Annotated in this window: 42 protein-coding genes; 1 reads left to right on the forward strand and 41 read right to left on the reverse strand. The window is 38.4% G+C overall.

Going from position 1 to position 25,358, the window contains the following annotated elements; translation table 11 throughout:
- Nucleotides 1–3: 3 nt before the first annotated feature.
- Nucleotides 4–885 (reverse strand): phospholipase D-like domain-containing protein, encoded by an 882-nt coding sequence (locus AsAng_RS15890; protein ID WP_264788086.1) that lies wholly within the window; start codon nucleotides 883–885, stop codon nucleotides 4–6.
- 244 nt (nucleotides 886–1,129) lie between these two features.
- Between AsAng_RS15890 and AsAng_RS15895 the strand changes: the two genes are divergently transcribed.
- The gene (locus AsAng_RS15895) at nucleotides 1,130–1,741 is read left to right on the forward strand and encodes a hypothetical protein (protein ID WP_264788087.1); all 612 of its coding nucleotides are present in this window, start codon (nucleotides 1,130–1,132) and stop codon (nucleotides 1,739–1,741) included.
- Between the two features lie 229 nt (nucleotides 1,742–1,970).
- On the opposite strand, the gene AsAng_RS15900 is transcribed toward AsAng_RS15895, so the two are convergent.
- The 40 genes from AsAng_RS15900 to AsAng_RS16095 all read right to left on the reverse strand — a co-directional run bounded on the left by AsAng_RS15900 (nucleotide 1,971) and on the right by AsAng_RS16095 (nucleotide 24,807).
- On the reverse strand, nucleotides 1,971–2,588 hold the full coding sequence (locus tag AsAng_RS15900) for a glycoside hydrolase family 19 protein (RefSeq protein WP_264788088.1): 618 nt from the start codon (nucleotides 2,586–2,588) through the stop codon (nucleotides 1,971–1,973).
- Nucleotides 2,585–2,848: a peptidoglycan recognition protein family protein gene (locus tag AsAng_RS15905; protein ID WP_264788089.1), complete on the reverse strand. Its 264-nt coding sequence runs from the start codon at nucleotides 2,846–2,848 to the stop codon at nucleotides 2,585–2,587. The genes AsAng_RS15900 and AsAng_RS15905 overlap by 4 nt, the downstream gene beginning before the upstream one ends.
- An 86-nt stretch (nucleotides 2,849–2,934) precedes the next feature.
- Nucleotides 2,935–3,255 (reverse strand): hypothetical protein, encoded by a 321-nt coding sequence (locus AsAng_RS15910; RefSeq protein WP_264788090.1) that lies wholly within the window; start codon nucleotides 3,253–3,255, stop codon nucleotides 2,935–2,937.
- Between the two features lie 72 nt (nucleotides 3,256–3,327).
- Nucleotides 3,328–3,525, reverse strand: coding sequence for a hypothetical protein (locus AsAng_RS15915; protein WP_264788091.1), 198 nt, complete (start codon nucleotides 3,523–3,525; stop codon nucleotides 3,328–3,330).
- 2 nt (nucleotides 3,526–3,527) lie between these two features.
- Entirely contained in the window at nucleotides 3,528–3,725 is a 198-nt protein-coding gene (locus AsAng_RS15920; RefSeq protein WP_264788092.1) for a hypothetical protein, read from the reverse strand.
- Nucleotides 3,726–3,733: 8 nt separating this feature from the next.
- Nucleotides 3,734–4,138: a peptidoglycan-binding domain-containing protein gene (locus AsAng_RS15925; protein ID WP_264788093.1), complete on the reverse strand. Its 405-nt coding sequence runs from the start codon at nucleotides 4,136–4,138 to the stop codon at nucleotides 3,734–3,736.
- Between the two features lie 4 nt (nucleotides 4,139–4,142).
- Nucleotides 4,143–4,424, reverse strand: a complete 282-nt coding sequence (locus AsAng_RS15930) for a hypothetical protein (protein WP_264788094.1) — start codon at nucleotides 4,422–4,424, stop codon at nucleotides 4,143–4,145.
- A gap of 49 nt (nucleotides 4,425–4,473) precedes the next feature.
- Nucleotides 4,474–4,917 (reverse strand): hypothetical protein, encoded by a 444-nt coding sequence (locus tag AsAng_RS15935; protein WP_264788095.1) that lies wholly within the window; start codon nucleotides 4,915–4,917, stop codon nucleotides 4,474–4,476.
- Nucleotides 4,918–4,945: 28 nt separating this feature from the next.
- Nucleotides 4,946–6,043 carry a hypothetical protein gene (locus AsAng_RS15940; RefSeq protein WP_264788096.1) on the reverse strand — a complete coding sequence of 366 codons (1,098 nt, stop codon included), beginning with the start codon at nucleotides 6,041–6,043 and terminating at the stop codon, nucleotides 4,946–4,948.
- Nucleotides 6,012–6,425: a hypothetical protein gene (locus AsAng_RS15945; protein WP_264788097.1), complete on the reverse strand. Its 414-nt coding sequence runs from the start codon at nucleotides 6,423–6,425 to the stop codon at nucleotides 6,012–6,014. Before AsAng_RS15945 ends, AsAng_RS15940 begins: the two co-directional genes overlap by 32 nt.
- A gap of 45 nt (nucleotides 6,426–6,470) precedes the next feature.
- Nucleotides 6,471–6,830 (reverse strand): hypothetical protein, encoded by a 360-nt coding sequence (locus tag AsAng_RS15950; protein ID WP_264788098.1) that lies wholly within the window; start codon nucleotides 6,828–6,830, stop codon nucleotides 6,471–6,473.
- On the reverse strand, nucleotides 6,823–7,098 hold the full coding sequence (locus AsAng_RS15955) for a hypothetical protein (protein ID WP_264788099.1): 276 nt from the start codon (nucleotides 7,096–7,098) through the stop codon (nucleotides 6,823–6,825). The genes AsAng_RS15950 and AsAng_RS15955 overlap by 8 nt, the downstream gene beginning before the upstream one ends.
- 83 nt (nucleotides 7,099–7,181) lie before the next feature.
- A complete protein-coding gene (locus AsAng_RS15960) occupies nucleotides 7,182–7,907 on the reverse strand; it encodes a hypothetical protein (RefSeq protein WP_264788100.1) in 726 nt (241 codons plus the stop codon).
- Complete coding sequence (locus AsAng_RS15965) at nucleotides 7,897–8,235, reverse strand: hypothetical protein (RefSeq protein WP_264788101.1); 339 nt, start codon at nucleotides 8,233–8,235, stop codon at nucleotides 7,897–7,899. Before AsAng_RS15965 ends, AsAng_RS15960 begins: the two co-directional genes overlap by 11 nt.
- Nucleotides 8,232–8,369, reverse strand: a complete 138-nt coding sequence (locus AsAng_RS15970) for a hypothetical protein (RefSeq protein ID WP_264788102.1) — start codon at nucleotides 8,367–8,369, stop codon at nucleotides 8,232–8,234. Before AsAng_RS15970 ends, AsAng_RS15965 begins: the two co-directional genes overlap by 4 nt.
- A 369-nt stretch (nucleotides 8,370–8,738) precedes the next feature.
- Nucleotides 8,739–9,056, reverse strand: a complete 318-nt coding sequence (locus tag AsAng_RS15975) for a hypothetical protein (protein WP_264788103.1) — start codon at nucleotides 9,054–9,056, stop codon at nucleotides 8,739–8,741.
- The gene (locus AsAng_RS15980; RefSeq protein WP_264788104.1) at nucleotides 9,056–9,601 is read right to left on the reverse strand and encodes a hypothetical protein; all 546 of its coding nucleotides are present in this window, start codon (nucleotides 9,599–9,601) and stop codon (nucleotides 9,056–9,058) included. Before AsAng_RS15980 ends, AsAng_RS15975 begins: the two co-directional genes overlap by 1 nt.
- Before the next feature lie 215 nt (nucleotides 9,602–9,816).
- Entirely contained in the window at nucleotides 9,817–10,206 is a 390-nt protein-coding gene (locus AsAng_RS15985; protein ID WP_264788105.1) for a hypothetical protein, read from the reverse strand.
- Between the two features lie 196 nt (nucleotides 10,207–10,402).
- Nucleotides 10,403–10,945: a GNAT family N-acetyltransferase gene (locus AsAng_RS15990; protein WP_264788106.1), complete on the reverse strand. Its 543-nt coding sequence runs from the start codon at nucleotides 10,943–10,945 to the stop codon at nucleotides 10,403–10,405.
- Between the two features lie 17 nt (nucleotides 10,946–10,962).
- Nucleotides 10,963–11,376: a hypothetical protein gene (locus AsAng_RS15995; protein WP_264788107.1), complete on the reverse strand. Its 414-nt coding sequence runs from the start codon at nucleotides 11,374–11,376 to the stop codon at nucleotides 10,963–10,965.
- Nucleotides 11,377–11,386: 10 nt separating this feature from the next.
- Nucleotides 11,387–12,541: a hypothetical protein gene (locus AsAng_RS16000; RefSeq protein WP_264788108.1), complete on the reverse strand. Its 1,155-nt coding sequence runs from the start codon at nucleotides 12,539–12,541 to the stop codon at nucleotides 11,387–11,389.
- 74 nt (nucleotides 12,542–12,615) lie between these two features.
- Nucleotides 12,616–13,215 (reverse strand): hypothetical protein, encoded by a 600-nt coding sequence (locus tag AsAng_RS16005; RefSeq protein WP_264788109.1) that lies wholly within the window; start codon nucleotides 13,213–13,215, stop codon nucleotides 12,616–12,618.
- A 24-nt stretch (nucleotides 13,216–13,239) separates the two neighbouring features.
- Nucleotides 13,240–13,626 (reverse strand): hypothetical protein, encoded by a 387-nt coding sequence (locus AsAng_RS16010; protein WP_264788110.1) that lies wholly within the window; start codon nucleotides 13,624–13,626, stop codon nucleotides 13,240–13,242.
- Nucleotides 13,627–13,665: 39 nt separating this feature from the next.
- Nucleotides 13,666–14,127, reverse strand: a complete 462-nt coding sequence (locus AsAng_RS16015) for a hypothetical protein (RefSeq protein WP_264788111.1) — start codon at nucleotides 14,125–14,127, stop codon at nucleotides 13,666–13,668.
- Between the two features lie 2 nt (nucleotides 14,128–14,129).
- Entirely contained in the window at nucleotides 14,130–14,792 is a 663-nt protein-coding gene (locus AsAng_RS16020) for a hypothetical protein (RefSeq protein WP_264788112.1), read from the reverse strand.
- Complete coding sequence (locus AsAng_RS16025; protein ID WP_264788113.1) at nucleotides 14,785–15,735, reverse strand: hypothetical protein; 951 nt, start codon at nucleotides 15,733–15,735, stop codon at nucleotides 14,785–14,787. The genes AsAng_RS16020 and AsAng_RS16025 overlap by 8 nt, the downstream gene beginning before the upstream one ends.
- The gene (locus AsAng_RS16030; protein ID WP_264788114.1) at nucleotides 15,732–15,977 is read right to left on the reverse strand and encodes a hypothetical protein; all 246 of its coding nucleotides are present in this window, start codon (nucleotides 15,975–15,977) and stop codon (nucleotides 15,732–15,734) included. Before AsAng_RS16030 ends, AsAng_RS16025 begins: the two co-directional genes overlap by 4 nt.
- A gap of 3 nt (nucleotides 15,978–15,980) precedes the next feature.
- Entirely contained in the window at nucleotides 15,981–16,244 is a 264-nt protein-coding gene (locus AsAng_RS16035) for a hypothetical protein (RefSeq protein WP_264788115.1), read from the reverse strand.
- Between the two features lie 117 nt (nucleotides 16,245–16,361).
- The gene (locus AsAng_RS16040) at nucleotides 16,362–16,697 is read right to left on the reverse strand and encodes a DUF4406 domain-containing protein (RefSeq protein ID WP_264788116.1); all 336 of its coding nucleotides are present in this window, start codon (nucleotides 16,695–16,697) and stop codon (nucleotides 16,362–16,364) included.
- Between the two features lie 30 nt (nucleotides 16,698–16,727).
- Nucleotides 16,728–17,228, reverse strand: coding sequence for a hypothetical protein (locus tag AsAng_RS16045; protein ID WP_264788117.1), 501 nt, complete (start codon nucleotides 17,226–17,228; stop codon nucleotides 16,728–16,730).
- 37 nt (nucleotides 17,229–17,265) lie between these two features.
- Entirely contained in the window at nucleotides 17,266–17,862 is a 597-nt protein-coding gene (locus AsAng_RS16050; RefSeq protein ID WP_264788118.1) for a hypothetical protein, read from the reverse strand.
- 57 nt (nucleotides 17,863–17,919) lie between these two features.
- Nucleotides 17,920–18,234 carry a hypothetical protein gene (locus AsAng_RS16055; RefSeq protein ID WP_264788119.1) on the reverse strand — a complete coding sequence of 105 codons (315 nt, stop codon included), beginning with the start codon at nucleotides 18,232–18,234 and terminating at the stop codon, nucleotides 17,920–17,922.
- A gap of 27 nt (nucleotides 18,235–18,261) precedes the next feature.
- A complete protein-coding gene (locus AsAng_RS16060; RefSeq protein WP_264788120.1) occupies nucleotides 18,262–18,495 on the reverse strand; it encodes a hypothetical protein in 234 nt (77 codons plus the stop codon).
- Nucleotides 18,492–21,638, reverse strand: coding sequence for a CHC2 zinc finger domain-containing protein (locus AsAng_RS16065; protein WP_264788121.1), 3,147 nt, complete (start codon nucleotides 21,636–21,638; stop codon nucleotides 18,492–18,494). The genes AsAng_RS16060 and AsAng_RS16065 overlap by 4 nt, the downstream gene beginning before the upstream one ends.
- 15 nt (nucleotides 21,639–21,653) lie before the next feature.
- Entirely contained in the window at nucleotides 21,654–21,986 is a 333-nt protein-coding gene (locus AsAng_RS16070) for a hypothetical protein (protein WP_264788122.1), read from the reverse strand.
- A complete protein-coding gene (locus tag AsAng_RS16075) occupies nucleotides 21,983–22,384 on the reverse strand; it encodes a hypothetical protein (protein ID WP_264788123.1) in 402 nt (133 codons plus the stop codon). Before AsAng_RS16075 ends, AsAng_RS16070 begins: the two co-directional genes overlap by 4 nt.
- A gap of 10 nt (nucleotides 22,385–22,394) precedes the next feature.
- Nucleotides 22,395–23,357, reverse strand: a complete 963-nt coding sequence (locus AsAng_RS16080; RefSeq protein WP_264788124.1) for a hypothetical protein — start codon at nucleotides 23,355–23,357, stop codon at nucleotides 22,395–22,397.
- A gap of 88 nt (nucleotides 23,358–23,445) precedes the next feature.
- The gene (locus AsAng_RS16085; RefSeq protein ID WP_264788125.1) at nucleotides 23,446–24,345 is read right to left on the reverse strand and encodes an LPD1 domain-containing protein; all 900 of its coding nucleotides are present in this window, start codon (nucleotides 24,343–24,345) and stop codon (nucleotides 23,446–23,448) included.
- Between the two features lie 3 nt (nucleotides 24,346–24,348).
- Nucleotides 24,349–24,474 carry a hypothetical protein gene (locus tag AsAng_RS16090; protein WP_264788126.1) on the reverse strand — a complete coding sequence of 42 codons (126 nt, stop codon included), beginning with the start codon at nucleotides 24,472–24,474 and terminating at the stop codon, nucleotides 24,349–24,351.
- Nucleotides 24,475–24,552: 78 nt separating this feature from the next.
- Complete coding sequence (locus AsAng_RS16095; protein ID WP_264788127.1) at nucleotides 24,553–24,807, reverse strand: hypothetical protein; 255 nt, start codon at nucleotides 24,805–24,807, stop codon at nucleotides 24,553–24,555.
- Between the last annotated feature and the right edge of the window lie 551 nt (nucleotides 24,808–25,358).

Below are 25,358 nucleotides of genomic sequence, written 5' to 3' on the forward strand. Positions count from 1 at the left end.
GCTCTACACGCATTGTTGTACAGCGTTATTTATTAATCTTTTATAAGACTTTAATAAGTTAACTAGAACTGGTTTTAGAATCTCAAATTCATGATGACTCCAGTTATTATAGTCATAATTTTCAAAAATATTTAAATCTAACTTGAGTCGTTTCATTTGATGACCAAAGTTGATGTTAAACCCAAGCTGTTTGTTTAACTCATTTTCTCTTCCTCTAAGGAAATCATAAATAGCCCTTTTTTTCTTATATGGATAGTTGATTCTTAAGTCTATCCGATAGTAACAACCTTTAGGCTCAAAGATTAAATCAAAATTAGGGAAAAAGTCACTTAGAAAAAGGATTGGACCAAATTTATTTTTACGATTACTAATTTCTTCATATCCTAGATCAGTAAAAAAGGCTACTAGAGAATCAATAAAGTTTAAATCTGAATTTCCTTTTTGATGGCTAATTTTACCTGTAGATATGCTCTTTTGGGTTATAGGATTATGGATATATACATCAATGAATTTTATTATTTCTTCGTATTTATCTTTTTGAGTAATTAGATATCCAATATCAATTGATGAACTGTCAGAGTACTGATGAAGGTTCATTGACGTGACAACTGCATTTTGCTCATTTAAATAAATTTTACAGTGGAGGTTTTCAACTTCAATTGGCTCAATTCCAATTTGACGAATTTCGGCTACATTATTTTCAATATTTTTTCTAATGTACCATTTTATTTTTATACCTCGCTGTTGAGCTTTATTGATTCGTTGTGTTAGTTTTTTCCAAGCTGTAAATTTATTATATGGTGAAACTATAATTAATTCTTCTTTTGCTTGATCTATTAATGTCATAATTTTCCCAGAAATCTCAGCAGGTTGAATTAACTCCATTCTTTTTAAATTATTTTAGTGTTTAAAATTTTCTACGTTAATCTTGGGATTAAATTTAATAATATTTTTATATTTCATTGAGATCTGTTCCCCTTAAGAATGGTAAATACTGTACAACAAATCAGTATAAACAATGGCATATATATTCTTATATATCCTAGTAATTCTTTGTTGCAGACAATTTTCAGTGTACTCACTTCTCCTTTTTTCACCAAAACTTTATGTTATAAAAAAAAGATAAAATATGACAGTTGAAGATGCTACAAAATTAGTACTAAATAAAGCGAATAAAAGATGGAGTAAAATTACTGGCGTTGACTATATTCTTGATAAAAACTCTCCAATTATTGAAAAAGAAACCTTATGGTACATTCCTTTTATAGAAAAAGATATAGCTAAAAGAGAACCATGGGTTGGTGCATTTCAGGGATATATTATTGAAAAAAATTCAGGTGAGATGTTTCAACCAGGAAGTGCTTATTCTCTGGACGAATGGATCTGGGGATTTGAATTAGGCTTTCGAAATAATAAAATTGACTTTACTATTTCTTCTATTAAAGATTTCACTAAAACTTCTAGACTTATTACTGAATTAGGAATACAATATGTCATTCCTGAATATGAAAGTGGGACAACTTGGATGATTCCTAAACATTATACTAAAGAAGAAATAACAACTCGTCTTAAACAATTGCCCTGCACATTTGAAAATCAAAACCTGACTATTAGATTAGATATTATTAAAGAAATCCTAAAAAGTAGTGCCCTAGAATTTTCAATTAAAAACACAACTTGCTCCTATAAAAAAGAAATACATGGAGAATTAATTGATAAAAATGGTCTAATAAAAAAATAACTGTCTACAAACAATGTATATAATCCATTTGGACCACTATGTAATACCTAAAATTGGGCTCACATCTCACTCTGCAAAATCATAGACTTTGCTCTGCTGTAACTCCTACTTTTCGTATTTTACTTTTCCCGTACGGTATTATATACTCACGGTTCCTCATTTCAAGATAACTATATTAAACTATCCACAGTAAAAAACATAAATATCACATCTACCAAAATACAAAAACTCATAAATTTTCAAAAATTTGAAAGGTATACCCCTGAATCAAAGCCGCCCGATCCGTCCCATTAACAGACCTACGAGCATAATAATAATCCTGCTCTTGAGCATTGATATAATCCCCCAGCGCTTTACGAGTAAAAGAACCTTGAATCATGCCATATACTAAAATGCGAGCTGCATATTTAGGATTCAAAGCTAAATCAGGATGACCAACCAGGTCAATACCTAAGAACCTAGACATTTTTGCATAATTACGCTTCCAAGTCAACTGTACAAAACCACGCCCATAATACCCCGTATACCAGTACGCATTTTGATCCTGGTAAACTTCTGTTTGGCTCGGTTTTGCTCTACGCTCCCGAATCGGTCTAAAATTGCTCTCATGACGAGCTGTTGCTAGAATATAGACAAGCTTATTTTTGTCCTTGTCCCCATAACGATCAAAAGCTCTGATAATTTGCGCTATGGAATCCTTTTGAGTTTGGTCCAGTCTTCCAAAGGCTTTTTCACAGGCATTTTGATAACGGGCAACCTTGCGCTCAAAAAGGAGTTTCACCACTAATAAGAATAGAATAAAACACCCTAGCCCTGCTCCCAGCCATTTTAAATTTTCTTTGTTCATGCCAATTGAAATTGATGGAGGTGTTTGTATAGATTTGATCCTGGGCAGCTCGTGGCTTTATAGTCTCTGTGACCTGTAACCGCTAATTCTTGAGGTAGCTGCTTACGCAAATGAGCAATCAGTTTCTTCAAGCTCTTCAATTGGGCTGGGCTGGGTTCTTGCTTGGTAAAATTACCACTCAAGCAAATATTGATGCTGGGAGTGTTGTTATTTTCTACGCCATAAGAAATTGTTGTTAGCGAATTGCATAAGACAATCATTCCATTTACGTTGGCTCTGGAACCAAAATAAGACAAGAAGCACCAATAGCAGTAACCCTGCGAAGCCCATTTTTTGTTTATCTAGGCTAACCATTGCTAAAATCTACTATTTTACGAGCCAGCTCCTTCCCTGCTTTATCTTGAATTGAAAGCACAATAGTTTTGCCTTTGGTCACTGCTTCAAAAACATAACCCTGGAGTACTTGCCGACGAATCCCACCCAGCTTAACAACAGTAGCAAAATCCAGATCTTTGTAGGACATTTTAAAATGGACCTCTTGAGTGGTCTGATCTATTTTAGTGATGGTGATAGTGGCTTTGTTGCGTTTGTTTTGCCATTTATAAATAGTCAATCCGCCCAAGGTTAAGACAAACAATACAACAAGAATTTTAGTTTTAGTTTTCATCCTTTTAAGCTTTGTTGTTAAGCACTATGATTTGATTCGTTGTCGATCCATCCATTATAGGCTAATGTTTCTTCACGATTCTTTTTCCAATTCTACCTTTTTTAATGGCTCAGACTTTCCTAGAGCAACACCAATCGCTGCACCAGAGGTTGGCAAGATCAATAAGGTAAACAGCCAATACTTCCAGCCCATCTTGTGTTTTATACCATACATAAAAATGGCTATGGTCATTAGGCTTGCTCCCAATAAACCTGCTTCTTCTTTGTTCATCTCTATTTTTTTGTTGGCTTAGCCGTCCCTTGTTTATACAACCATCTTAGGGCTAGTACGACCAAGACCAGGATTAAAAAAGGCTGGAGGGTTTTAAATAGCTCGCTTGTAAAAGTAGGATCTTCCTCTTTGCTGCTTGATGACCACCACCAAAAACCTGTGGCACTGGCTCCTACTATAAATGGGATTAATAAGGGCATATCTATTGCTATTTTGCGAGTTCTATAATAAGCTGGTTAATTGAAATAGCGGTTTTACCCGTCCATTTGAGCAGCATAATTTCTGTCTTGGTACCAAAGATCCCGTCCTCTACCAAAAGCGGAATTACTTGAGGTGGATTGCTCTTATGCTTTCCATTGAGCAGTCGTTGTAATTCTTTGACTGCTTCCCCTCGATCTCCTTGTTTTAGCACTCTGGTCTTATCCACTGTGTTTGAGTTTGCCGTTGTGCTGGGTGGCGTATTGCCTCCTTGCCCTACTCCATTACTAGGGCTTACTTCATCCTTCTGGAAAAATGGCAACCACTTTTCACGGGTGAAGTAGCCTACTAGTAAGAGCGCAAACAGAGCCACTGCCATCATTGGCTTTTTATATTTTTTGGCTGTTGCTTTCATTTTTTTATGCTTGTGGTCCTCCTAAATTATTATCGCCTGCCATGCTCATTTGCTGGAGGGAGGTCGTGCTATCCGTTGCTGCATTTTTATTCGGAATGGGATCCCCTCCTAAATCCGTTCCATTGGTGCTAGGTTTGTCCAATTTTGCTTGCAAGGCTTTGTTCTTTTTCATGTAATAGAAGTTGATTCCTCCCAATACCAGTACCAATAAAATCAAAGCGCCCAACCACATTTTTGTTTGGTTTGCTTTTTTGTTCTTTGGTTTTGTTGCCGTTTCTTCAGCCATGATTTTTAGTTTTTATAGTTATTTGAATTCTTCTGTTAACATTTAAACACTAGGGTATTTGTAAGGTATTTAAGCGGTTAATAACGATGTAATGGGGATCGTTGCCAATCACATTCCAGCAGGCTACCCAAGCTCCTTCCAATACCTTTCTCAAGGTTTCTCCATAGACTTTTAAATAGCCTTCGGCTACTGCTCTGAGTTGTACATCTTGCAAATTCATCAAGGTTTTAAGGGCTTTACACCTTCCTGATGTCCAATTTACTTTGTAGGCGGTATGTATTTCCTTTACCAGGGCGGAAGGGTCCCAGTCTATGTTTCCTGAATCGGTACTTACCGTAATGGGTTGGATATTCGGGTTGGCATCACTAGGATCTTTGCTGTCTTCCTTTCCCGATAACCGCCCAAAAACAAATATGACCACGATTACAGCCAATATACCACCTCCTATCCATAGGTATTTTTCGTCAATCTGTGCTTTTTTTATTGTTGCCATTGGTTTTATTTAGTCTTGTTTGATAAGCTTATTTTCTCATTTTTTGACCTTTAGAATCTGTTGAACCTTCCATAAAATAAAATGGATTATCACTTGTATTCTTTTCATCTTTTCCTGACTCAGGATTGACATAACTGAAATACCAACGATCAGGATTCTTATCTGATCTCATCGATTTAAAAACAGAAAATCTTGTTACTTCATCCAGACGATCAATTTCTCTTACCCAATCCTCCACAAACTCATACATACCTGTAGCACAATAAGCGGCTCTAGCATCTGGATGATCTTTCCATACCACTTGTTGAGTATTATGACGATTGATAAAAACATCTGCAAGATCAGCATCCTGAACCCAATGTCTATTAAACCCTTTATAAAAATCTAGCTCTGATCGTGGTGCCCAAGATCTCCAAACATTATCTGTTTTTGGAGTATTAGAAACTGTTGTACCTACCAATAGATTCAATCCGATTTCTCTACACCACCAAGGAGCTGAACTATCTCTTGAGTGCGTCAAATTCAAACCTTCCCAACCTCGATCTAATATATTTTTCAATTCAGCCCGATAGAGCTTGCCTTTGGGTTCAAATGTTCCATAAATTGGAAAGGCTAAATAACGTCGATCTGGATAACTTGTATAGTCGATATAAGCTAGTTTACTAAACATTTCATAGATACATTGTTGTGCATCTGAATGTGTTTCTATCATTGGTCTTCCTATATCATATAGTGAGCGAATAGCATCCATTCTTGCCCCTCCCTCTTTTTGCCACTCACTAGCCGTTATTGCAATATGCTCCAAAACCTTGGGATGTTTATAATAAATTGGTTTATCTGGACGGCTCCCTAGTTCTCCTGGTGTTGGAGCAGTTACACCTCCCCCATTAGTTATACTTGCTAATATAGTTGGGGGCACTTGAAAATGTGTATCGGTTACCTGTCTCCCACTAGCACCACTAGGCTTCTTATCCGTTGGGTTCTTTTCTTGATCCTGATCCTTACCTTTGGGCTTAAGCATAAAAAACACACCAATTCCCCCTCCTACCAATAGAACCAATAAAAGTACAATCAATAAAGTCGATGGTCCTCTTCTAACTCTTGGGTTTGCTGCTGTTGTTTCCATTGCTTGTATAGATTATTAGAACCACCAACAATAATACTAAGGCGATACCTCCTCCGATCACCAGAGGGCTTATCCCTTTGGGTTTTGTATTATTATTGTTGTTTTGTCCTATTTGATTTGTATTTGTTGTTGTTCCTTGAGCTCCCCCATTTGCTACATTGCCAATTGAATCTGTCAAGTTTGCTCCTGAGCTAATAATTGCAGCAAAACCATCCAATATATCCCCCCAATTGGTGTTGTTTTTATTCGTGTTAACATTCGTATTGGTGTTGGTGCTACCACTTGTCTGCGAATCTGGTGGGCTACTCGCTCCCAAAGATTGATTATTGCTCTCATCTCTGAGATCAAATTGACTGTTGATTAAATCCTCTTGCTCATCCATGCCTTCGCTATTTTTTGGTTAGAAAATTAGTTGCTAATCCCTCAATTAATCTGAGGGTTTTGCGGTCTTTACCAAATTGTACGCTAGGGCTAATAAGACTAGCACGGATGCTCCATAAACAGACAATAGGGCTATATCAAAAAACTTGCAGATCTTACAACGATCCATTGCTGGAGTACTTGTAGACGCTGAATCGGGCTTTGCTACTGTTGCTCCTGGCTTTGTCCCATCTGGGCTTGTATTTGTAGGCGTATTGTTACCAGAGGGCAACGGGTCGGGAACACTTGTTGTTGCTGTTGTCGTCGTTGCAGTATTTTCTTTTGAATCTGCACTCGCTACCCCTGAAGTACTCAGGTTGCTGCCTGCTACAGGCAGTAATTTGATTTCAAATTGACTCTTATCCACGGTTTTTTAGTTTTAGTGTTATTAGATAAATAATAAGTAGAAACAGCCCCAAACCTACGGATGAACCTACAGCGATTATCAATCGGCGCTCTCTGTCTTGAAGGGCATTTTGCTCCGCTTCTCGTTTTTCATTTTCTCGCCCCCTTGCAATTCCTATCACCATTGCTGCTACATCTCTACTGCTCATCCCATGATTCCCAATATTAATGTCCGATAGAATGTCTCCGATTTGTATATTTTCGAAATTGAATCCTGCTGCTGCTGCCATTTTTCATTCGTTTAGGGTAAAATAAAACGCCAATACGCCCATAGCGCATTGGCGTTTTTAAGTTTTTTTTGGCTTAGTTGATGCTATCCTTTTGGATAAAAACAAGTGTATAAAGTCAGGTTTACATTTTCTCCATTTGGTACAGGAATCTCCAAATAGTTCTTTCCATTTAAGGTTAGATCTATATCATTCTCCTTCAAAAAGCGTTCATCCATTGTGCGAATATTGGTATTATCATCATCCGCTGAAGCTTTGGGATAGTACAACTTTTTGTCTTGCTTGCACTCCCCTACATGAGAATAGGTTTTGAATCGAGGCGTAAGCGCAAATACATCTGCACTACTTGCTTCAAAGTGCAATTTCTTGATTTTTACAAAACCATAATTTGCTAAATTCCCCAATACTTTTACTGTCTCAGGTCCAAAGGTGCCTCCGATAGTCATGTCCTTAACGGGCTCTGCTCCATCAAAAATGCCCAAGTTGTTCCCTGCCAAACCCAAACGAACAACACTCCCTGCTACGGCAGATTGCAAGGTCAAACTGATTTGATTGTTTTCCGTTTCCTGGGTGATTCCTGATGCCATTGGTTTAACCATTGGTCCTGTTGGGCTTGCTGTATAGACATCTGAAATACTCATGCTGTTATCTACTGCTGCCGTTCCTTTTTGCAAGGCTTCTTTTACGGTATCAGTCAACTTCCATTTGGGCTGCCCTACTACGGGTTCAAATGAGCGCTTTCCATTCACTTCTACCCAAGGGGATTCTAAGTAGTACTCTGTTCCTACTGGAAATAAAACTCTAATTTTCATGATTAGGTTTGTTTTTAATTTTAAAAAAATCAGTTGCTTTTTTGTATATTTTTTTGACCTTTAAGCTAACCTTATCCAGCCAATAAAGAATGGTCTTCAGATTCGCTAAGAACAAAAACATCAGCGATAAAAACATCATTAAGGTTTTGAATGCTTCATTGATAATCAATGATAGATAGACCAGCTCCAGTTCATAGGCTTGTTCTTGTAAACCAAACTTTCTTAACTGTTGTAGTAGGCTATCCAATTCTGCTCCATCTCCGATATAAATACCCAAGCTAAAGCAACTCAACAGCCAACTCAGCAATATTTTTAGGGCTTCTTTCATGACTTTGGCTTTAGTACCTTGAAGTAAATGGCCATTAATAACAAAAACATTGTCCCTGTCATTGCTAGACTCAATGGGTCTACAAAAAAGCGAACTCGTATGTCATGTTCTGATTCATCTGGTATCAATCCCATTCTTAAATTGTTTTAAGGTTTAGCTTTTTCTTCTAGTTACAAAGATCGCCTAGTTTTGCCCCTCCATCCAAATTATCGGGTTGATCCTTCGTTCAAAAGCATGGAGATACGCTCGGATATATGCAGAAATCTAGCAGGCTTTTTTTGACCTTTATCGCTTTATTGATCGCTACTCTAGCCACTCACTAAAAGTGCAATCTCCGTGCATATCTCCAACTCTTCATTTATACTGCCTTCTCTAAACAAAAAAACGCCCTAATCTTCTAAGATTAGAGCGCTCTGTTTGGTTGATTTTTTATATTGACAGGGAATAGTTATAAATCGTGGGGCACAAAAAAGCCCTCTATTGAGTGATAGAAGGCAAAGGTATTAATCTACTAAATCTTCAAGTTCATCCATAAGTGGGCAATAACCTATTATGCCATGAATCATATAATTTTTGATTTCCACTGTTCGTTCAGCATTGATAAAACTATCTTTTAGAAGACTCATTTGTTGACCAGCTTCAGAATCCTTTTCAACCCAAATGCCCTTGTGGGTTCCTCGTTTGTCGGTACCTGTTATCATACAAGTAAAGGAAGCATCAGGAAATACTTCTATAATTACTACTGGTCGTCCTTTGGTTGCTCTCGAATCTTCAAAAGGGAAGGATGCAAAAACGACATCTCCTGGTTCATATTTTGGCATTAGCGCTTTATGAATTTTATCTGTCCTAAAGCGATTGCCTTTGCATAGTCATCATCACCATCCTCCAAGAGTTCCTCTAATCCCCCATTCAGTTTAGCTGCTTCTGAAATTTGCGCTGAGCTAAGATTTTTTGGTAAAATATAGAGCTTTTCGCTTAAGGTTTTATTCATAGCATTCAGCTCTTTTGCAGCATAATACATCGGTCCAAAAAAAATAACGATTACAAAGGGCATCTTTTTAGATGGGTCCATCTTCCGACCCTTTAGAGCATTTTCAGTCCTGTCGTACTCTTTTTTTAGAAAATCATAATCCTTTTCTGTATTGATGACCATCCCCTTTAATCCTCTATGCATTCTTTTTATTTCATACAAACCATAAATTCCCAAGAGTGTAAGCCCTATCCACAAAAAAGGCGTAACAACCAATAATACAAACATACTCAAAAGGTTTTTACCTACTCCTGAATAAATACTTGCCACCCCCTGAATGGTATTGAGAATTCCCCAGAAGTGATTATTATTGTAATTGGTTATGGTTAAACTCATACGCTCCTAAATAATTATTATGGACTCAAACTATGTTTCAAAAAAATTGCATTGCATTACAAAGAAACGAAAAAAAACGCTAAAAAGTTGTTAATACTTGTTAATATCTAATCACTATCTAGCCTATTGATTAATAGAATCATAGCAATTAAAACGCCCTAATCCAATAAGATTAGAGCGCTCTACGTTTTTTTCTTGGTTTTCTAAAGTTGTTCTTATAAACTTTCCAAAACATTTTCTATTTGTTCCAGTAAATATTTTACATCTTGCTTCTTTGCTTTTTGATCTTCTCCCAAAGAAAACAGGTATTCTCGTTCTAGTTTAGAAAATAAGCTAATACAGGCTTTTTTGTTCGCTCTAATTAGTTGAATATTCTTTACTAAAGTAGAATTGAGTGCTTGAGATTCGGTCCGTTGTACATAAAGTTCAAAATCCGTTTTTTTAGCCTTATAATGTCGGCGAAATTGTTCTTTTTCTGTGCGTAATTTTAGGATTTGACGCTCTATAGATTCTAGTTGCTCTCTCAGTACTTTACAGGTTTGTTGGCTGAGGGTTAATTCTTTTCTTAGACGTAGGTTCAGGGATTCCAATTTCTTTCTCTTCATTTTTCGAGGTTTAGTATAAATAAAATATACTGCTTGCGGTCTACCATAAAAACTAAAAAGTTTTCCTATATAAATTAAACCTATTCTACTAATAATCAAACTAAAGCAATCAATCTTAACTTAGTTTTAAGAAAAACAGGTTGTTTTAGAACCATTAATAAACAGCAACAAACGAGGAGATATCCCCCTATTTAAATCAAGAAAAATCAATTTCTTCTAAAATCCTGAGTAGGTGCTCATCCTCAAAATAATGCTCTAGCCATTCTTTTTTGTTCATTTCAAAATAGAGTATTTGGTTTTCTTCTTTTTTTAACTTAAAGCACAAACGATGAGCAACTGCTTGGCTCACTTGATTCGTAGTTAAACAGTTAATACGAACTCTGGTAATTTTTGTATTTATAAACGTCTTTGAAATTAAGAATTGACAAGCTTGGGTTGCATAACCTTTTCCCCTATAATCGGAACCTAGCCAATAGGCTAACTCTACACATTGAGTTAGCATTCGACCGCTATGCAATGTAATTAATCCTACCAAGGTATTAGATGCCCAAATTTCGTAAATATGCACACCCAAATAAAAGTCTAGGTGTGCATTCTTTTGAATATATGCTTCTGCTTCTTGATCCCTCTTTATTTTTTTTAAATATGGCATCCAATTTTCTAGTTCTAAACGACTTTGTTGAACTAAGCCTAACCATTTTGAGGCATTATGGGGTTTTGCTTTTTGGAGGTAGAGCATGCAGCCAAAATATTTTTTTATTCATAAAAACGAGGCTTAACTTTCTCGACAAATGACCAATGGAAAAATTTCCCCATTCTAAAAACAGGAGTGCAATCATCACTATTTGGAGTATTCACCACAATTTCATTTTCAGCAAACAGCTTGTACCACATTCCGCTATCTCTATCAATTTCTGTTCTAAAAGCATCTAAATGTTCATCCGTCATAGTATACCCTTCAGATTGCATCCTTCTATTCATATAGAAAAATATACTATTAGTGAATTTTATTGTAAACTTAGGGCTTTCTTCCGATTGCCTTGCTAGAATTTCTTCAAACTCTCTTCTATTATTATCTAATTCTAACGTTTCTAGTCTCCTTTTTTCTTGATTGATTTTATACCCTGCACCTGCACCACCAAGCAGAGCTAAACCGATTCTTTGTAACATATATTTCTCTTTAAAAAAGTTTGCTAATTTTATTATTTATAATTTCCATTTCATTCATTAGATTCTGGGCTAATTCTAAATTAAAATTATTTAACGCCTGACCTAATTCCTGATCCTTAGCATAATACTCTACTGCTAAAGGCTTTAATTTTGCCCAATCTTTTCGTGTTTTTATTAAAACATCTTCTAAAGCCCTTAATTCTTTTTCTAGAGTAGATTGATTTTTTTCAACAAAAGCTTTCCATTTATTCAAATGCTCAGCTAGATTTTCAATGTTAGTTTCAATTATACTAGGATTAATCCATTTCCCCTTCTCTATATTTGCATGGAATAGCTCAACATCCTTCAATGCCTTAGTATAAATATTCTCTTCTTGTGCCTTAACACCTTCCTGATCTGAAGAATCTCCCGCTTTAGCAGCTTTACGCTTTTCAAAAAAGGTACTCCACTTTTGATAAATCTTCTGCCAAGTTTTGCCTTGCTTTTCTGTAATTAATTGCTCTGCTTGAGGCACAATATCGGTCGCCCAAGAAGCACACAAATGTTTGAGTCGTTTTAAAACTTGATTTTGCTTGACTAACAAAGGCATTTTGTCCTCTTCTGTCGTTGCAGCAACAATCGCTTTTTTAATTTTCTCTATTGCCAAGTGATATTTTTGCAAATCTGCCCCGATTGACTTTAATAAATTAAGCCCCGATTCATCCTCTTGATCTGCATCTACAACAGTAGAACTTTCTACCTCATTTAAATCAGCTACTACCTCCAAATAAGCTTTTGGTTTAAACGATTTAAATACCTTTTTTAGAGGTTTTAATAGCGTATCCTGAGTTAATTTCCCCTTTTCTGGACAAAGAGCAATTTGTACATCCGAGCCTACTTTTACTAACTTACAAGTACCATACGAATAGGCTTTTAAATCCATCGTCTTACTTGCTTTCACCTCTTTTTCCCAACTTGTCTTTTGTCCCAAAAACAATAAAGGTTGCTCTTCACTTGTTGATCCTCCATTCCAACTTAAATGTTCTCCGCTAACTAAAACATAATCACAGGTACCATTAGCTTTAGGGTCTTTTAATACCTCCATTACCTTTTTCTTGAACAAGGATTGATAGCTACCATATTTGGTATTATTGACAGCATCAAGTTTTCCTAATTTTGCTTTCATATATTGCTGAATTTGTTGAATAATATTATTCAATATATATATATTTAACTAAAAAATTAAACAATATTATTATTTTAATATTTCTTCTGTCTCCACAATCGAATTCCCAACTTCACCTCATGTCGATTCTGCAACACATCGTAATGATAGCCCAATGCCCAACCCTTATTACTCATAAACTGCATTCCTACTGTTACACTAGAAAAACCCTGGAGATCTACCCCCACTCCAGTATTAAAAAATAAACTGTGCGCTGGTTGAGGAATAGGTTTTGTAATCGTCACCGTTTTGGTAATTTTCTTGGGGATCTTCAATTGGTAATCCAACTCATAATCCAACAATTCTCCCTGCACCATTGACTTATAATAAAGCGTTAAGTTGTCATCTTCTATACTGTCCTGGTAAACTTGAGCCCTATCGTGCTGGCTGGGATCGACTTGAGCGGTAGGAACGATTTGCTTTGTGCTATCAATGTAAATAATGTATGGCGCTGGAGGCGCTTGTCGTGGCATTTGTACGATAATGGGGGCAGGCATTTGCGTATCCAATACAATGGTCGTATCAGGATGCTGTTCTTGGTTTGAATTAGCCTTCCCTGCTCCCCTGCATTGTTGCAACCAAATGCTATAAACCATTAATCCTATAATGAGGATAAATTGAATTTTGTTTTGCATATTAAAATGTTGATACCACAACACTCATTCTTTTGCCTTTTCTTCATCACTTTTATGATCCCCTGTTGATGACTCAAAAAAAGAATGTTGTCGATAATAGGTTAATAATCGTTGTTTTTGCTGGCGCTCATTGCGGTTTAACTTTGGAGGCAGGTACAGGGTATTTTTACTCGGTTGCAAATGATTGCGAAGGATCTGAGTCACCTTTTTGGCTCGATACAAACTACACAGCAGCAATTCAAAACTGGCTTGTTTGATTTCGTACTCCTCCAAAGGACCATCTTTATTAAAATAGCGACAACAACAATCATAAATATCCCTAGCCCAGCCCACATAAAGTACCTGGTCTTTTTCCCGAATGACAAAAACACCCACTTGCCCCCGATAACGCCCCAGCTTTGTTTTTGGCATTGGCTTTAATAATTCTATGTCAGCCCCTCCTATCATCTACTACAATTCGATATTGGCAATAAATTCCTCCCAATCCAATAGCGTTTGCTCCCCTTCTTCCATCTTGTAGGTATCCAATTCATCCTCCTCATTATACTTCAGTAATAACCAACAGTCCTCCAATAGATTTAATACAATGGTATTCACTGAATCCCCCGCCATCATTTTCTTCACCCAACCCTTTGCCATTTTAGGAACCCCTTTTAGGCTTTCTTCAAAGGTTTCTATTATTAATCCCGTCATATCAATCGTCCGCAGGGCTATATCCTCCCAATGAACGATTGCCTTTACCTCCTTGCCTGATCGTCGAATATGGATGCTCATATCAAAGGGTGGTAAGGCTTCTTGTGCAGAGGTTTCATCCATCAAGGCTTCAAAATTATTCAACACTACTTTTGCCACTTTAGGCGCTTCTTTCTTCAATTGCTTTTCTAACTGACTTTTTACTAGATTTTCTATCATGACTATTTGCTTTTATAAGCGGTGTACGTTAATCGTTTTTGGTAAACATCTAGGGTGTAATAAGAATATTGGGGGGCATCTTGTAGGACTTGCCAAGCTTCCATTAGCGCATCAAAACAGGGAATCACATCTCGTTTGCCAATGGGGGGTGGGTTGATCGTTCTAAATAGGCGAACATGGGTTAATAAGCCCCAAGCTTGACGAGGAAAATATTGAGGATCGTGGGAGGCTAATGCCAACCAAACATCGGAGTGTTTGCATCGGGAGATCACGGCTCGTTCTACCTGTGTCAGATTACTATTTAGAACTGCTGTAGCATCGTCTATCATCAAAAAAGCGTGTTTGACATTGGTATTCATCGCTGCTACTTGAACATAAAATAGCTGTAAGATCTTATTCTCAAAAACCGTTGCTATCTTCACACACTTATTTCGAAATAGCTTCATAAAATTCGTGGCAAACAACAGCTTTTTCCCTTTATAACTGAAGTAGAGTTTCCCCTTCTGCTCAGAAAGTTCTATGGCTTCATAGCCTTGCCAATCGGAGGCTCGTCCAAAATTATAGACAATTTTGGTTCGTTGTATTTCCCTAGCAAATTCTTCTAAATTATACGTTTTCCCAGCGTGCATTTGCCCGAAAGTCGCTAGGACAAATGGCTTAGGCATAGATAATATTTTTTATTTCGCTACTCTTTTTTCCTTCATCTATTAATTTCTGCACTTCTGGTGAGGGATAATCCTCTGCATATTTTACCTCTGTATATTCCCCTTCTGTATTATATAAATAGGAGCCATTGGCGTGAACCTTAAAGCGGGTTCGCCCCTTTTGATACTCTTTGGTTGAACGATAGTCGGTTTGTGCTTGAGGGACTGTGCTCGCCGCTGCCTTTTCTGGCAAAACTCGATTCTCCAAATCGGGCTGGGTGTACTTTCTAAAGGCTGCTAAACCCAAAGAAGGTCCTATCATCATTGCCAAGGCCAATAAAAACGCCTGGGTTGGTGTGGGGGCTTTCAGCTCCTTGCTCTTTAGCAGTTCTTGAGTCGCTTCAAAAAACATTTTTTTCACCTTCTTATCCGCTGCATATTCTGACTTCTGACCTCCTCCTATTGCCACACATAAATTGACCTTCATTTCATCCAAAAAGTCCAGTCCTGTTTTGCCCCATTCCTCCAACTTATTTTTATAGTCCTGGCTCAGCTCTTTTTTGGACTGAATTAGCGGCTCCTTTATTTGGTCCTGCTCTGCCATTTTGCCTAAAGGGTCTGAGTCCATTTCTTCCTTGGCAACAGCGGGTTCGGTTGCTGTTTTTTCAGCATTTTCCAGTTTTTCTATTCCTTTTTCTGGAATTTTTTCAACATTTTCCAGCGTTTTTTCCGAGGCTTCTTCTATTTCTTCCACCTCCCTTTCTAGCAGGGTTTCCAGTTTTTTTTCTGTTTTTTCTAATTCTTTTTCAGCATTTTTTTCTAGCCTTTCCTCCTTTGGTTCCAAATCGTTTTGCATTGCTTCCCCCTGCTCCTTCCCTAGTGCTTCTAGGGGATCAAAATCGCTGATTGCCTCGGTTACCATTTCCGTTTCTTTTCCAGGGGATTGGTTCTCTTGCTCCATCATAATGATTCTATGGTTTTAATGATTAATTTTAGTTCGTTGATCGTGCCATAAATATGATGCTGAACCATCAAATTGATTCGAATTTCAAGCTCATTTGTCGCCGCTTTTGCCTCTTGGATTACGCTCCTATGCTCTACTTGTTTTAAGGCCTTAATTCGCTGCTGTAATAAGTCAATTACAACAGATTTATCAATCGATTGATTCGGCTTATATTCATCGCTTCTATACTCTCCTTTTGCCATACCTTAATTGGATTTTATGATTCGTCTATTTTGTTGTTTACTCCTTCTAGCAAGCCGTCTTCTTTTCCTTCTTTTTGCTTTTTGCTTGCGGTAATAACCTTGGCATTTTGCCGTTCTTTTTGGACCTTGGGGAGGATTAGAGATTGGAATGGTGGGGCTCAGGATTGAAGGCAATTCGAGGGCTTGTCTTTCCTCCAATGGCAAAAGCCTCATTCCTAGCAAAACACTAAGAATGAGGGCAAATAGTAGATATATGGTATAGAGCATGATTCCCGACTTTTAGTGTTAAACAATCGTAATTCTGCAAAATTACGCCACCAATAAGTCATAAGAAAGTGAGGCTTTTAATTCAGGGCTATTTAGTATGGAGATATGAACGAAAGTCTACTTTTCATCGCTTGCTGCTTCCAAATAATAGATCTTTTTTCCTTGTTCTTTGGCATAGTCAATTTCTCGTCCTGTGCTAAAACCAATGTAACCGCCAACATTCACCACATAAATACTGTCGCTCATATCGATCTTATCAAAATGAAGGCGATCCAAGTTTTCCTTTACTTCAGGAGAAAACTTTGCCGCTTGTTCCTCCTCGCTCAAAAAATGCCCCCAAACTCCCATTGAGATCACTATTTTTCCCTGGAGGGTTAGGCGCTCATTTACCTGATGAAATGTGGTTTTAAATCGGCTCGATCCACATAAGGTTATTACTTCTCGTTTTTGCATGCTTGCTTCTATTATTTTTATTCGCTAATTTTACATCATATTGGACACTAAGATAGCATATACCTTCATCAGTTCTTCAGGATCAGGAACTCCTTTCTCGGTTAAGACTTCCACCATCTTCCCATTCGTGGAATAAGCTACCAATAAAAAACCATGCTTAGGAGGTAATTTCCTCTGGAGTAATTTTGCCACCTTTTTAACTTCCTCCTGATCCATTTCTTCATAGCCTTCTCCTAGCGCCTGTTCAACGTCTATTTCTTTTTGCCCAAATTTAAGCGTAATGGTTGCCATTGCCTTGATGTTCGCATTCGTTAAGGTAGGCTTTATGGCTTCAAATATCTGCTCACAATTTGCGCCATACAATGCCATTCTAACTACATCAAATTCTAAGGTAATGCTATCCCAAACCACATAACCTAACTGCTCGTTTTGAACTACTAACTCTAGTTCTTGGGCTAATTCTTTGGCGGGAGCAATATGTTTGTTTTCATAAGGAAACGATATAATTACGCCCTGTTCTTCCTTTTCCATAAGTTCTTCCTTTTTTATCCTTTGATTATGAATATTTTTATTGCTCTGCTCCTACTGAAGCAGCTCGTTCTAGTGGATTTATGGGATAGCGAAATTGAGTCCAATGCACCAATTTTAAACTCAATTCATTTTGCTTGGAATCCAAGGGTAAAAAATAGTCCAACAAAGCCTCCATCGAAGCAAAGCCATCATTTCTAGCCAATTCCTCCAATACAAAATTATTGTTGAGCGGCAGCCAATACTCCTTGTCATTGGATAGGGCTACGCTATAAGCGCCCCCTGCTTCAACGGGCTTGCTCAGCTTAACATATTGGATCGCAATCACCCTTCTAGCTGGACAAAACTCAACCGCTGTAGATTTTGTTTTCATCAACAAAAATTCTATTTCATCCCCTACTTTTATGGGACTTTTTTGGCTTCTTAAACTGTGGTACTTGGGTGGAAAGCGGCGAAAACGATCCGCTACAGAATTCATAAATGGTTGGATCTGCTGCGCTCTTACCATGTTATTGTGCCATTCTTTGATCTCCTTTTTCTCTTGAGGTCCTTTGGCATAAATGTACAGCCCTGCTAATATCTTTTCCGCAAAGCCTGTTGCTTCCCCCTTAATTGTTTTTTCAAATTTTAGTTTCATGTTTACGACTTGTTTTGATGATAAAATAATAATTGAGGGGGCTGTATCTTTTGGGGCTTATTCTGGAGCTTTAATTTTTAAATGGTGTTCTTCTGTTATTGCTTCTAGTTCCTTTTTTGCTTTTTCCAATTCATCTATTAAAGTATTGATCTTATATAAGGTATTGTATTTGCCCTCTGGGCTTCCAAACTCGCCATGCAACAACGCTCGATTGTTACAATCGCTTATTGTTATTTGACAATCGTAAGAACTTCCCTTTTTATTGACATCTCCATACATACGGATTCGGATATAAGCTCCTCCATCATTTTCTGGACAGTTTAATAAGGCGATGGAATTGTAGTTTATTTTTTTTGTTTTTCGCTTGCTCATTGCTCTTGATTTATGGTCCTTACTTGTCTAGCCTACCTCTCCTTTTCTATTATAGGGTTGATTGATCTTTAATCCTTTTCTGTAATAATCTCCTCTTTTAAATTCCCAGCGCACTCCAGCACTTTTACCCTCTGTTATTAAGAGCGAATGGATTTCATCCAACCGCCTTATTACACTTGGATCAATAAAACGACTGTCTTTTAGTTGATCTTTGAGCGTTTGCCACTCCTCCAAAAGTGCTTGTCTTTTTTCTTTGTTCATGATCTTCTACCTTTTTGTTTTTTAAATTGATTCACCTGCTGACTGGCTGCCGCCCATTCCTGCTCACTTAGGGAAATTGTTTTTGCGGGCTCTGGTTCCTCCATCAGATTTAGACCCAATTTCTCGTAATCAAAGACAAAGGCAGATGTATTTTTCTTCCCAAAACGAACCGCTTTTTTAGCCGCTATAAACGTATGATGGGATCTTAGGTAATGTAGTAAAGAGGTTCTATTTAAGCCCTGCTTACCATACTGGCTGTGGTGTTTTTCTCGGTACAAAGGATAAGCCTTACTAAAAGAGATATACAGCAATAGCTTTGAGGGATGTTCCTTTGAGCCCTGTTTGATTAGATAATCCTCTCCATGTTTGAGGTATTGAGAAACCGCCAAATATTCAACCAAAGACCAAAAGACCGACACCTCATTTTCATTGCTGATTTGTCGATTTTGCTCAAATAGATTGTCGGCGCAATTGTGAAATATGGCATCTCTACTGAAGGGAAATTCTAGGCTATCTTTTAAGGATTCATACACCGCTAATAAGATGCTGTTGTTTTCTATCATTCGAGAAGAAACCCCTTCCGACTGGCAATGATTTCTCAGCTCAGCAAAAAGCTGGTTGTAGTTATCCAAAAAACGTTCTTCTATAATTGGGCGCAAGGTGCTCAGCTCTGCCGTGATCCCCGACAAGCTCCCTCGCAACGACTTTAATTGCTCCGCTAGATTCTTCTCTGCTTGGCTGTATTTTGTCTTCGAAAAAGACAAGGTGATACAACGGGTAAACAGCGCCACATCTGCGGTTGGTAATTCTTGTCCAACCAATACTGCCGTGGAATAGATCTTTGTCTTTAAATTCTTAGTCGTTGACTTTTGACCTCGTTCTCTTCCTGTATTATCAAACGTTGATTTTAGCGTTTCACACTTTGGAACATCAATTGAATTTTTATACTCTTCAAACAACACCAATCCATCTCGTACCACCATCAGTTTATTGTTCATACTTACCTTGGTTCCACTATGGATATTTAAGCCCAGGGGTTTGCTGCCAAACATACATATCAAGTTTTCAGCCAGTAAACTCTTTCCCGTTTCTGGCATCCCAAAAAGATTTAATAAGGGTACCTTTGCATATTTTAGAATATGAGATCGAAAGAGTGCTGTGAGGTAAAAACAAAGGGCAATCTGCCCATGCGTGCCATGCACTCGGCAAAATAACGCTGCCCAATCCTTAAACGACAACACGGACTTTTTATAAATGAAGTTCTTTTCTTCGTCATAGAGCATTTCTGAATCCTTGTAGATGTCGCTAAAGGCGGGTAAAAAATATTGCTTGCCTGCATACTCTAACACCCCATATCGATCCGAGGCGATAAACCCTTTGTTGGAGGTATAAATACCATTGCCAAAGGTGTAAAAACCATCGTTATGATACCCTAAAGTGTCCACCTCATAACAGGTTTGCATCATGTCATAAACCTTCCGTTTTAGACGATTGTACTGGATAGCATTGCCCGAAAAAACAAAGTTGCCCTGTGACTCCACCACATTCTTAAACTTCTCTAAACTCACTAGATTGGCTGTTTCGGTGTCTAATATTCTGCGCTGCCCTTGACGGTTGATGATTTCAAACAAGCGCTTGGGATTTTCTTTGGACGACAGGTGAAACAAGGGTTTTACTATAAAATTAGACACTGCTACATGGCTTTCATCCACTCGGCTGCACATCAATTGGTTGTTCATTTCATAGATCCCGTACTTCATCAAACTTAGCCGTTGATCCTTATTCAAGCCATTTTCTAAATCCCCATCCTCCGAGCAGGATTTTAACAGCTCGTTTTTGGCATTGCTCAGTTGCATCCTAAACGTACTTACCTTTAGTTTTAACAGCTTAGGTATTTTGGTGCAATAGATGTCGATTAGATTTTCATTTTGTATGTGCTTAATCGTATCTATTATATCTTCTGCAATATTCGCACTGTCAAAAGCATCCTTACTGCTCTGCTCGTAGGCATCTTCTACGTACCACAAAACCGCATCTTTGCGATGGTGCTGAATGTACTCCTCAAACTTTTCTAAATCCACTAGGCGCATATAACTATCAGGGTCCTCCCCTGCTGGAAAAATTACCACATCAACATGCAATTGTGCCTTGATTAGAATCGGCAGACCGCTGCGAACCGCTTTTAGTCCTGCATTTTCTTTTTTATCCGAATCGTTGTCCGCTAAATAACACACCCTTGGTGCAAAGCGTTTTAAGAGCTGCGCTTGCCGCTCATTCAACGCCGTGCCACAGGTTGCACAGATCCCTTTAAAGCCTCGATCATAAGGCGTTAATACGTCCCAATAGCCCTCTGCCAAATAAGCGATCCCCTGTTTGCGGATGCTGCTCCCTTGAGGGTACAAACCATACAATACTTCTTTCTTGCGGTAAATGCTGGTTTCTTTGCTGTTTCTATACTTGGGATACTTTTTATTGCGAATCAATTGACGGCCTGCAAAACCGACAATCTGATTGTTTCGCCCGTGAATGGGAAACAACTGCTTGGCTCTAAACACATCGTAATAACCGCCCTGCTCTCTGGGAGCAATCAAGTCCAACGCCAATAAGGTCAAGGGATCAAAGGTCTTTTTTTGCAGAAAATCCCACTGCTCTGGAGTCGTGCAGACTTGAAATTTTTCAACCGTTTTTTTGCCTAAAATTCGTACCTGACCATCGTTTTTAAACGCTACCGATTCAGGAACCTTTTCGATGTAGGCTTGATCAAAATAAGCTTTTGCCACCAGCTTATTGGTGTGCAATAGGCTCAATTGTTTGTTTTGTTTTTCCTTTTGCTTTTGGCGCTGCTCTGGGCTGATTTTTTGATTGTACCGAACCTCTAGTCCATGAAGCTTCGCACATTTTATCACTGCTTCTATAAAGGAGCAATTTTCTTCCTGCTTAACAAAGCCGATGGGGTCATAAGTCCCACAACCGCCAAAACAGCTCGCTATATTTTTGGGGATGGAGATTGAAAAGCTGGGGGTCTTTTCCTCATGAAAGGGGCAAGAGAGTTTGGATCGACCATCCCAAGCTGGATAATAGGCTTTTACGACCGTTTCTATTTTAAATTCTGATTTTAACGATGCTATGTTCTGTATATACATTATCAGTGGCTTATTCTATGGAAAAACAGGAAATACAACAGGGATAAAAACTATTGGCAGCTTCTTGTACTTTAAATCACAGCCTTCTAACCACTGCCAAAGCTGCTCTTGGGGAAAAATACTTGGCTGTTCTAGTCGATAAAACCAAGCCGTTACAAAAGAATTGGTTCCCAAAATCGGCAGGCTCCCGTATCGCTTTCCCAAAAAACACATGATCACATTTAAAGCGCCTCCTACATTTTCAATCCCCACTCGATCGATTTCCAAGCTCGTACAATGGAAATAAAGTGCAGGCTGCGCTCCTTCTAATTCTGACAGAAACACTTCTATTCGTTGGGGTCCTTTCATGCGCCTTGATGGATTAAAAATTGTGCTGGAATCAAACAGAGGTCATCGGGTTTAAACTTGTGTTCTACTTTTGTGTCTAGGCATTTGCAATTGGAATAAGCTCCATTAAAGTGATTGTTTAATTTTAGATAGCGTTTTCCGCACCAGTGAAATTTCATCAAGGGGTTCAACTGATCAAATCGAATCATAGCCGTTCCCGTTTCCGCTGTCTTTTCCTGTATTTCTATCATCATATCCTGCGCCAAGGCTTGATGAAATTCTATCATCAGCTCAACTGGAATCCACTCATTGCCCAACTGTTGGTCGATCTGTTCCAAGGAGCTGACTAATAGTTGGCAAGCCGTTGGGTATTCTTCATGCCATTTCTTTAATAGCGCTCTGGTCTTTTTTCCTTCCATCTCATTCTATTTAAAGCTTAAATTCAATTGTATTGCTGGTCAATAGGTCCAAGGCTAGTTTTTGTTTTGCCTGATCGCTTGCCTTTGGTTTAGGATTCGCTACTAAGTAGGCTGTCACCGCTTCAATATAGGCTTTGGAAGCTTCCCAATTGGCTCCTTTCGGACTGCTCAAATAATCCAATAAACCTGCTTCTATCAAACCCTCCCAGTACTCTCGTGCCCTTTGCTGACCTTCTGCGATCTTGTGCTTATGGGTCGAATAATAATGTTCATTAAATCGGCTCCTACTTGCTGCATGTTGATGCGAGCTTTGGTTTAGTTTCCGTTCGATTAGCTCCACCGTTCTTCCTCGGTTGTTAAAATGTTTTAGCAAATCCTTGTAGTAGGTTGCCTCTACTTTGGTCGTACAAATCAAAGGCTCTCGTTGAAAACTTAAATTTTTTACCTGGTACATTAATTTGCGCAGGCGATCCGCTTCCTGTTGGTGCGCCAAGTGCTCTTGTTGTTCTTTGAGCCATTTGCCTTTTAGCCACCCCCAGAGCATCAACATCAAAAGAGGGGCTAGAAGCAATAAAAGGGAGGGTGTAGCATTTAAACCCAAATCACTGCATATCAAGCTATTAAAGAATACACAATGGAGTTTTTCTGTCGTTTGAGTGTCTTTTCCCTGTAGTTTGATGTCTTTTTCGCAGAGTATTTTTCGGTACTTATCAATGGTACTGCGGGCGATCCCTGTTGTCTGGTGAATTTTCATCGGACGCATTCCCTGCTCTAAGCCCCTTTTTACCTTCAATACTTTGGTCAAATCATACCTCAAGATTTTGCCTTTTCTTTCCTCCTCTTTGGTCAAGATGGTTTGGCGATACACTCGCTCCCAGCTCAACTGCTCCCCTTTTACGGGAGCATACCGTACCTCTCTTCCATCCTCCAATCTAAACCGTCCCCTTCCCAGTCGCTTTGCCTTGCTGTCCATAAGCCTTATCGATTTTGTATAAAAAGCAAGCGGGAGGTTAAACCATACAACTGACAAAACATCACCTTCCCCACTTGCTCTTAATTCTTTAGAAATAAACCCTCATCTCTGCGATCAAAGCATCAAAGAGGGGCGCTATATTTTCTAATTCCTTCTTATTCAAATAAAAAGTAGTGCTGTACTTTTGGTTATTTAAAAAGCTGTTGTGAACCCCTATTTTATCCAACTTATAACCAATGTATTGTTCGAATAAACGGGCAAAAAATTCATTCCGACGAACCCAATACCCTTCTTCGGTTCTTCTCCGTATTCGCTGATAATAAGCCGATGGTTTTCCTGGTCCCAACCAATAGGCTTTTTCCAAGATGTCCTCCATTAGATTTCGCATCTTTTGGCTCTTCGGGTAAGTGATTCTATCTCTATGCGTGGAGCGACCATTCGTCAATGCATAGCGGTATTGATCGGGCTCATAATGCGCTCCAAAGTAATAGTCCAAGAAATGACCGTATTCATGCGCCAAGGCTCCTACCCCTCCCGAATTCAAAAAGCGAATCTGCTTCGGTATCGTTGTATCGCTATTGTAGCGGGTCATATTGATAATATCCGTTGCCGCTTCATAGTGAGCAACAGCTCTACTTCGACCTCTTGCTCCAAAGGCTAAACCCAAGGACTTATCCAAGCCTAGATTGTTGTCCTTAAATTTTAGCACCTTGTTTAAATCATACAGACAAATGTATAAGGCCGCTGTATAATTGTAGCGATCTTCTTGAGTTACCCAATTCCCAAACTGGATGCCTCGCAAATGATAGCGATCCTGTACCTTTAATACATCATTCGGATTATCCTTGATGTATTTGGGTAGATCCGCTCCTTTTCGAAAACCTTTGTAAAAATCTTGAAAGCCTTGGGCATTCCAAAAGCGATCTAAGCCTGAACGGCCGCTTTTATCTTCTAGTGTACTCACTAGTTTATAATCTTTTTTTGCCATGCGCTATTGCTTTTTCTTCGACTTGAGTTTTCTTAATCGCTTTTCGTTTAGCTCACTTTCTTTCACCCCCTTGCCGATTACCTGTTCTTCCTTCGGCAAGCTGGCTTTTTTCTTTTTTGACTTTTTCATACTGTTGTTTTTTTAATGAATTAATGTTTAGTTTTTTTACGGTTTAAGCCAAATTGGCTTTGCTAATCCAAGCGTATACTACGCCTTTTTTAACAGCCTATATTGGCGAACTGTTAAGCGGTCTATTCCTGCATTCGAACGATCGACCAAGAGGGCTATCTTTATTTTACTGGGCAGTACTTCGCTGAGCTTTAGCAGTTCTTCATAGGTAAAGTATTCGGGCTTCATTAAGCGCCGTGTTAAGCGAGATTTTGGCATCTCTAGCTCTGTCGCTAAATTGTCATATTTAGCCTTGCTTAAGGTTTTTTGTAAATATTCATCAACAGTTTGCATTGTTCTTGCTTTTGTTCGCACAATGCTTCGCCACACCGCAGGGACAGCAGTGTGGGAAGCGATTCATGTTTTTTCCAAAACATCTATAATATATTTCTTGAATATCAGGCTAAACTAGCCTACTCTGGAGCGTAGGCTAGCCACTCTATCCGAGTAACCCCGATTTGCATAATCGATCATCATTGGATCTGGGAAAAAGCTAGCGTACCACCCCCGTAGTACGCTAGACAAACCCCAATGTAAATAAGACACACTTCTTATGAAATGTAAAAAAGTGGGTTGGAAATGACACCCTCCATTTCGCTACTAGATCCATTCCTCGCTATCTAGTTGCCCCACTTTTATTTTTAGAACCTTTGTTCTATTTATTAATTCACTCCTTTTTAGATCTTTTATCTAAAAAGTTTCATATTTTTACTACTTAGATGTCCTTGACTTTAACACATCGTTGTTTGCCACTTCGTCCTATCGTTCTTTACTACTTCGATGGGGCTATGTTGCCGACTTTGATAGGTCGATGTTGGTGACTTCGTTTATACAAAGTAAAGAAT

It is taken from the genome of Aureispira anguillae (genome assembly GCF_026000115.1).
GTDB classification, from domain to species: Bacteria; Bacteroidota; Bacteroidia; order Chitinophagales; family Saprospiraceae; genus Aureispira; species Aureispira anguillae.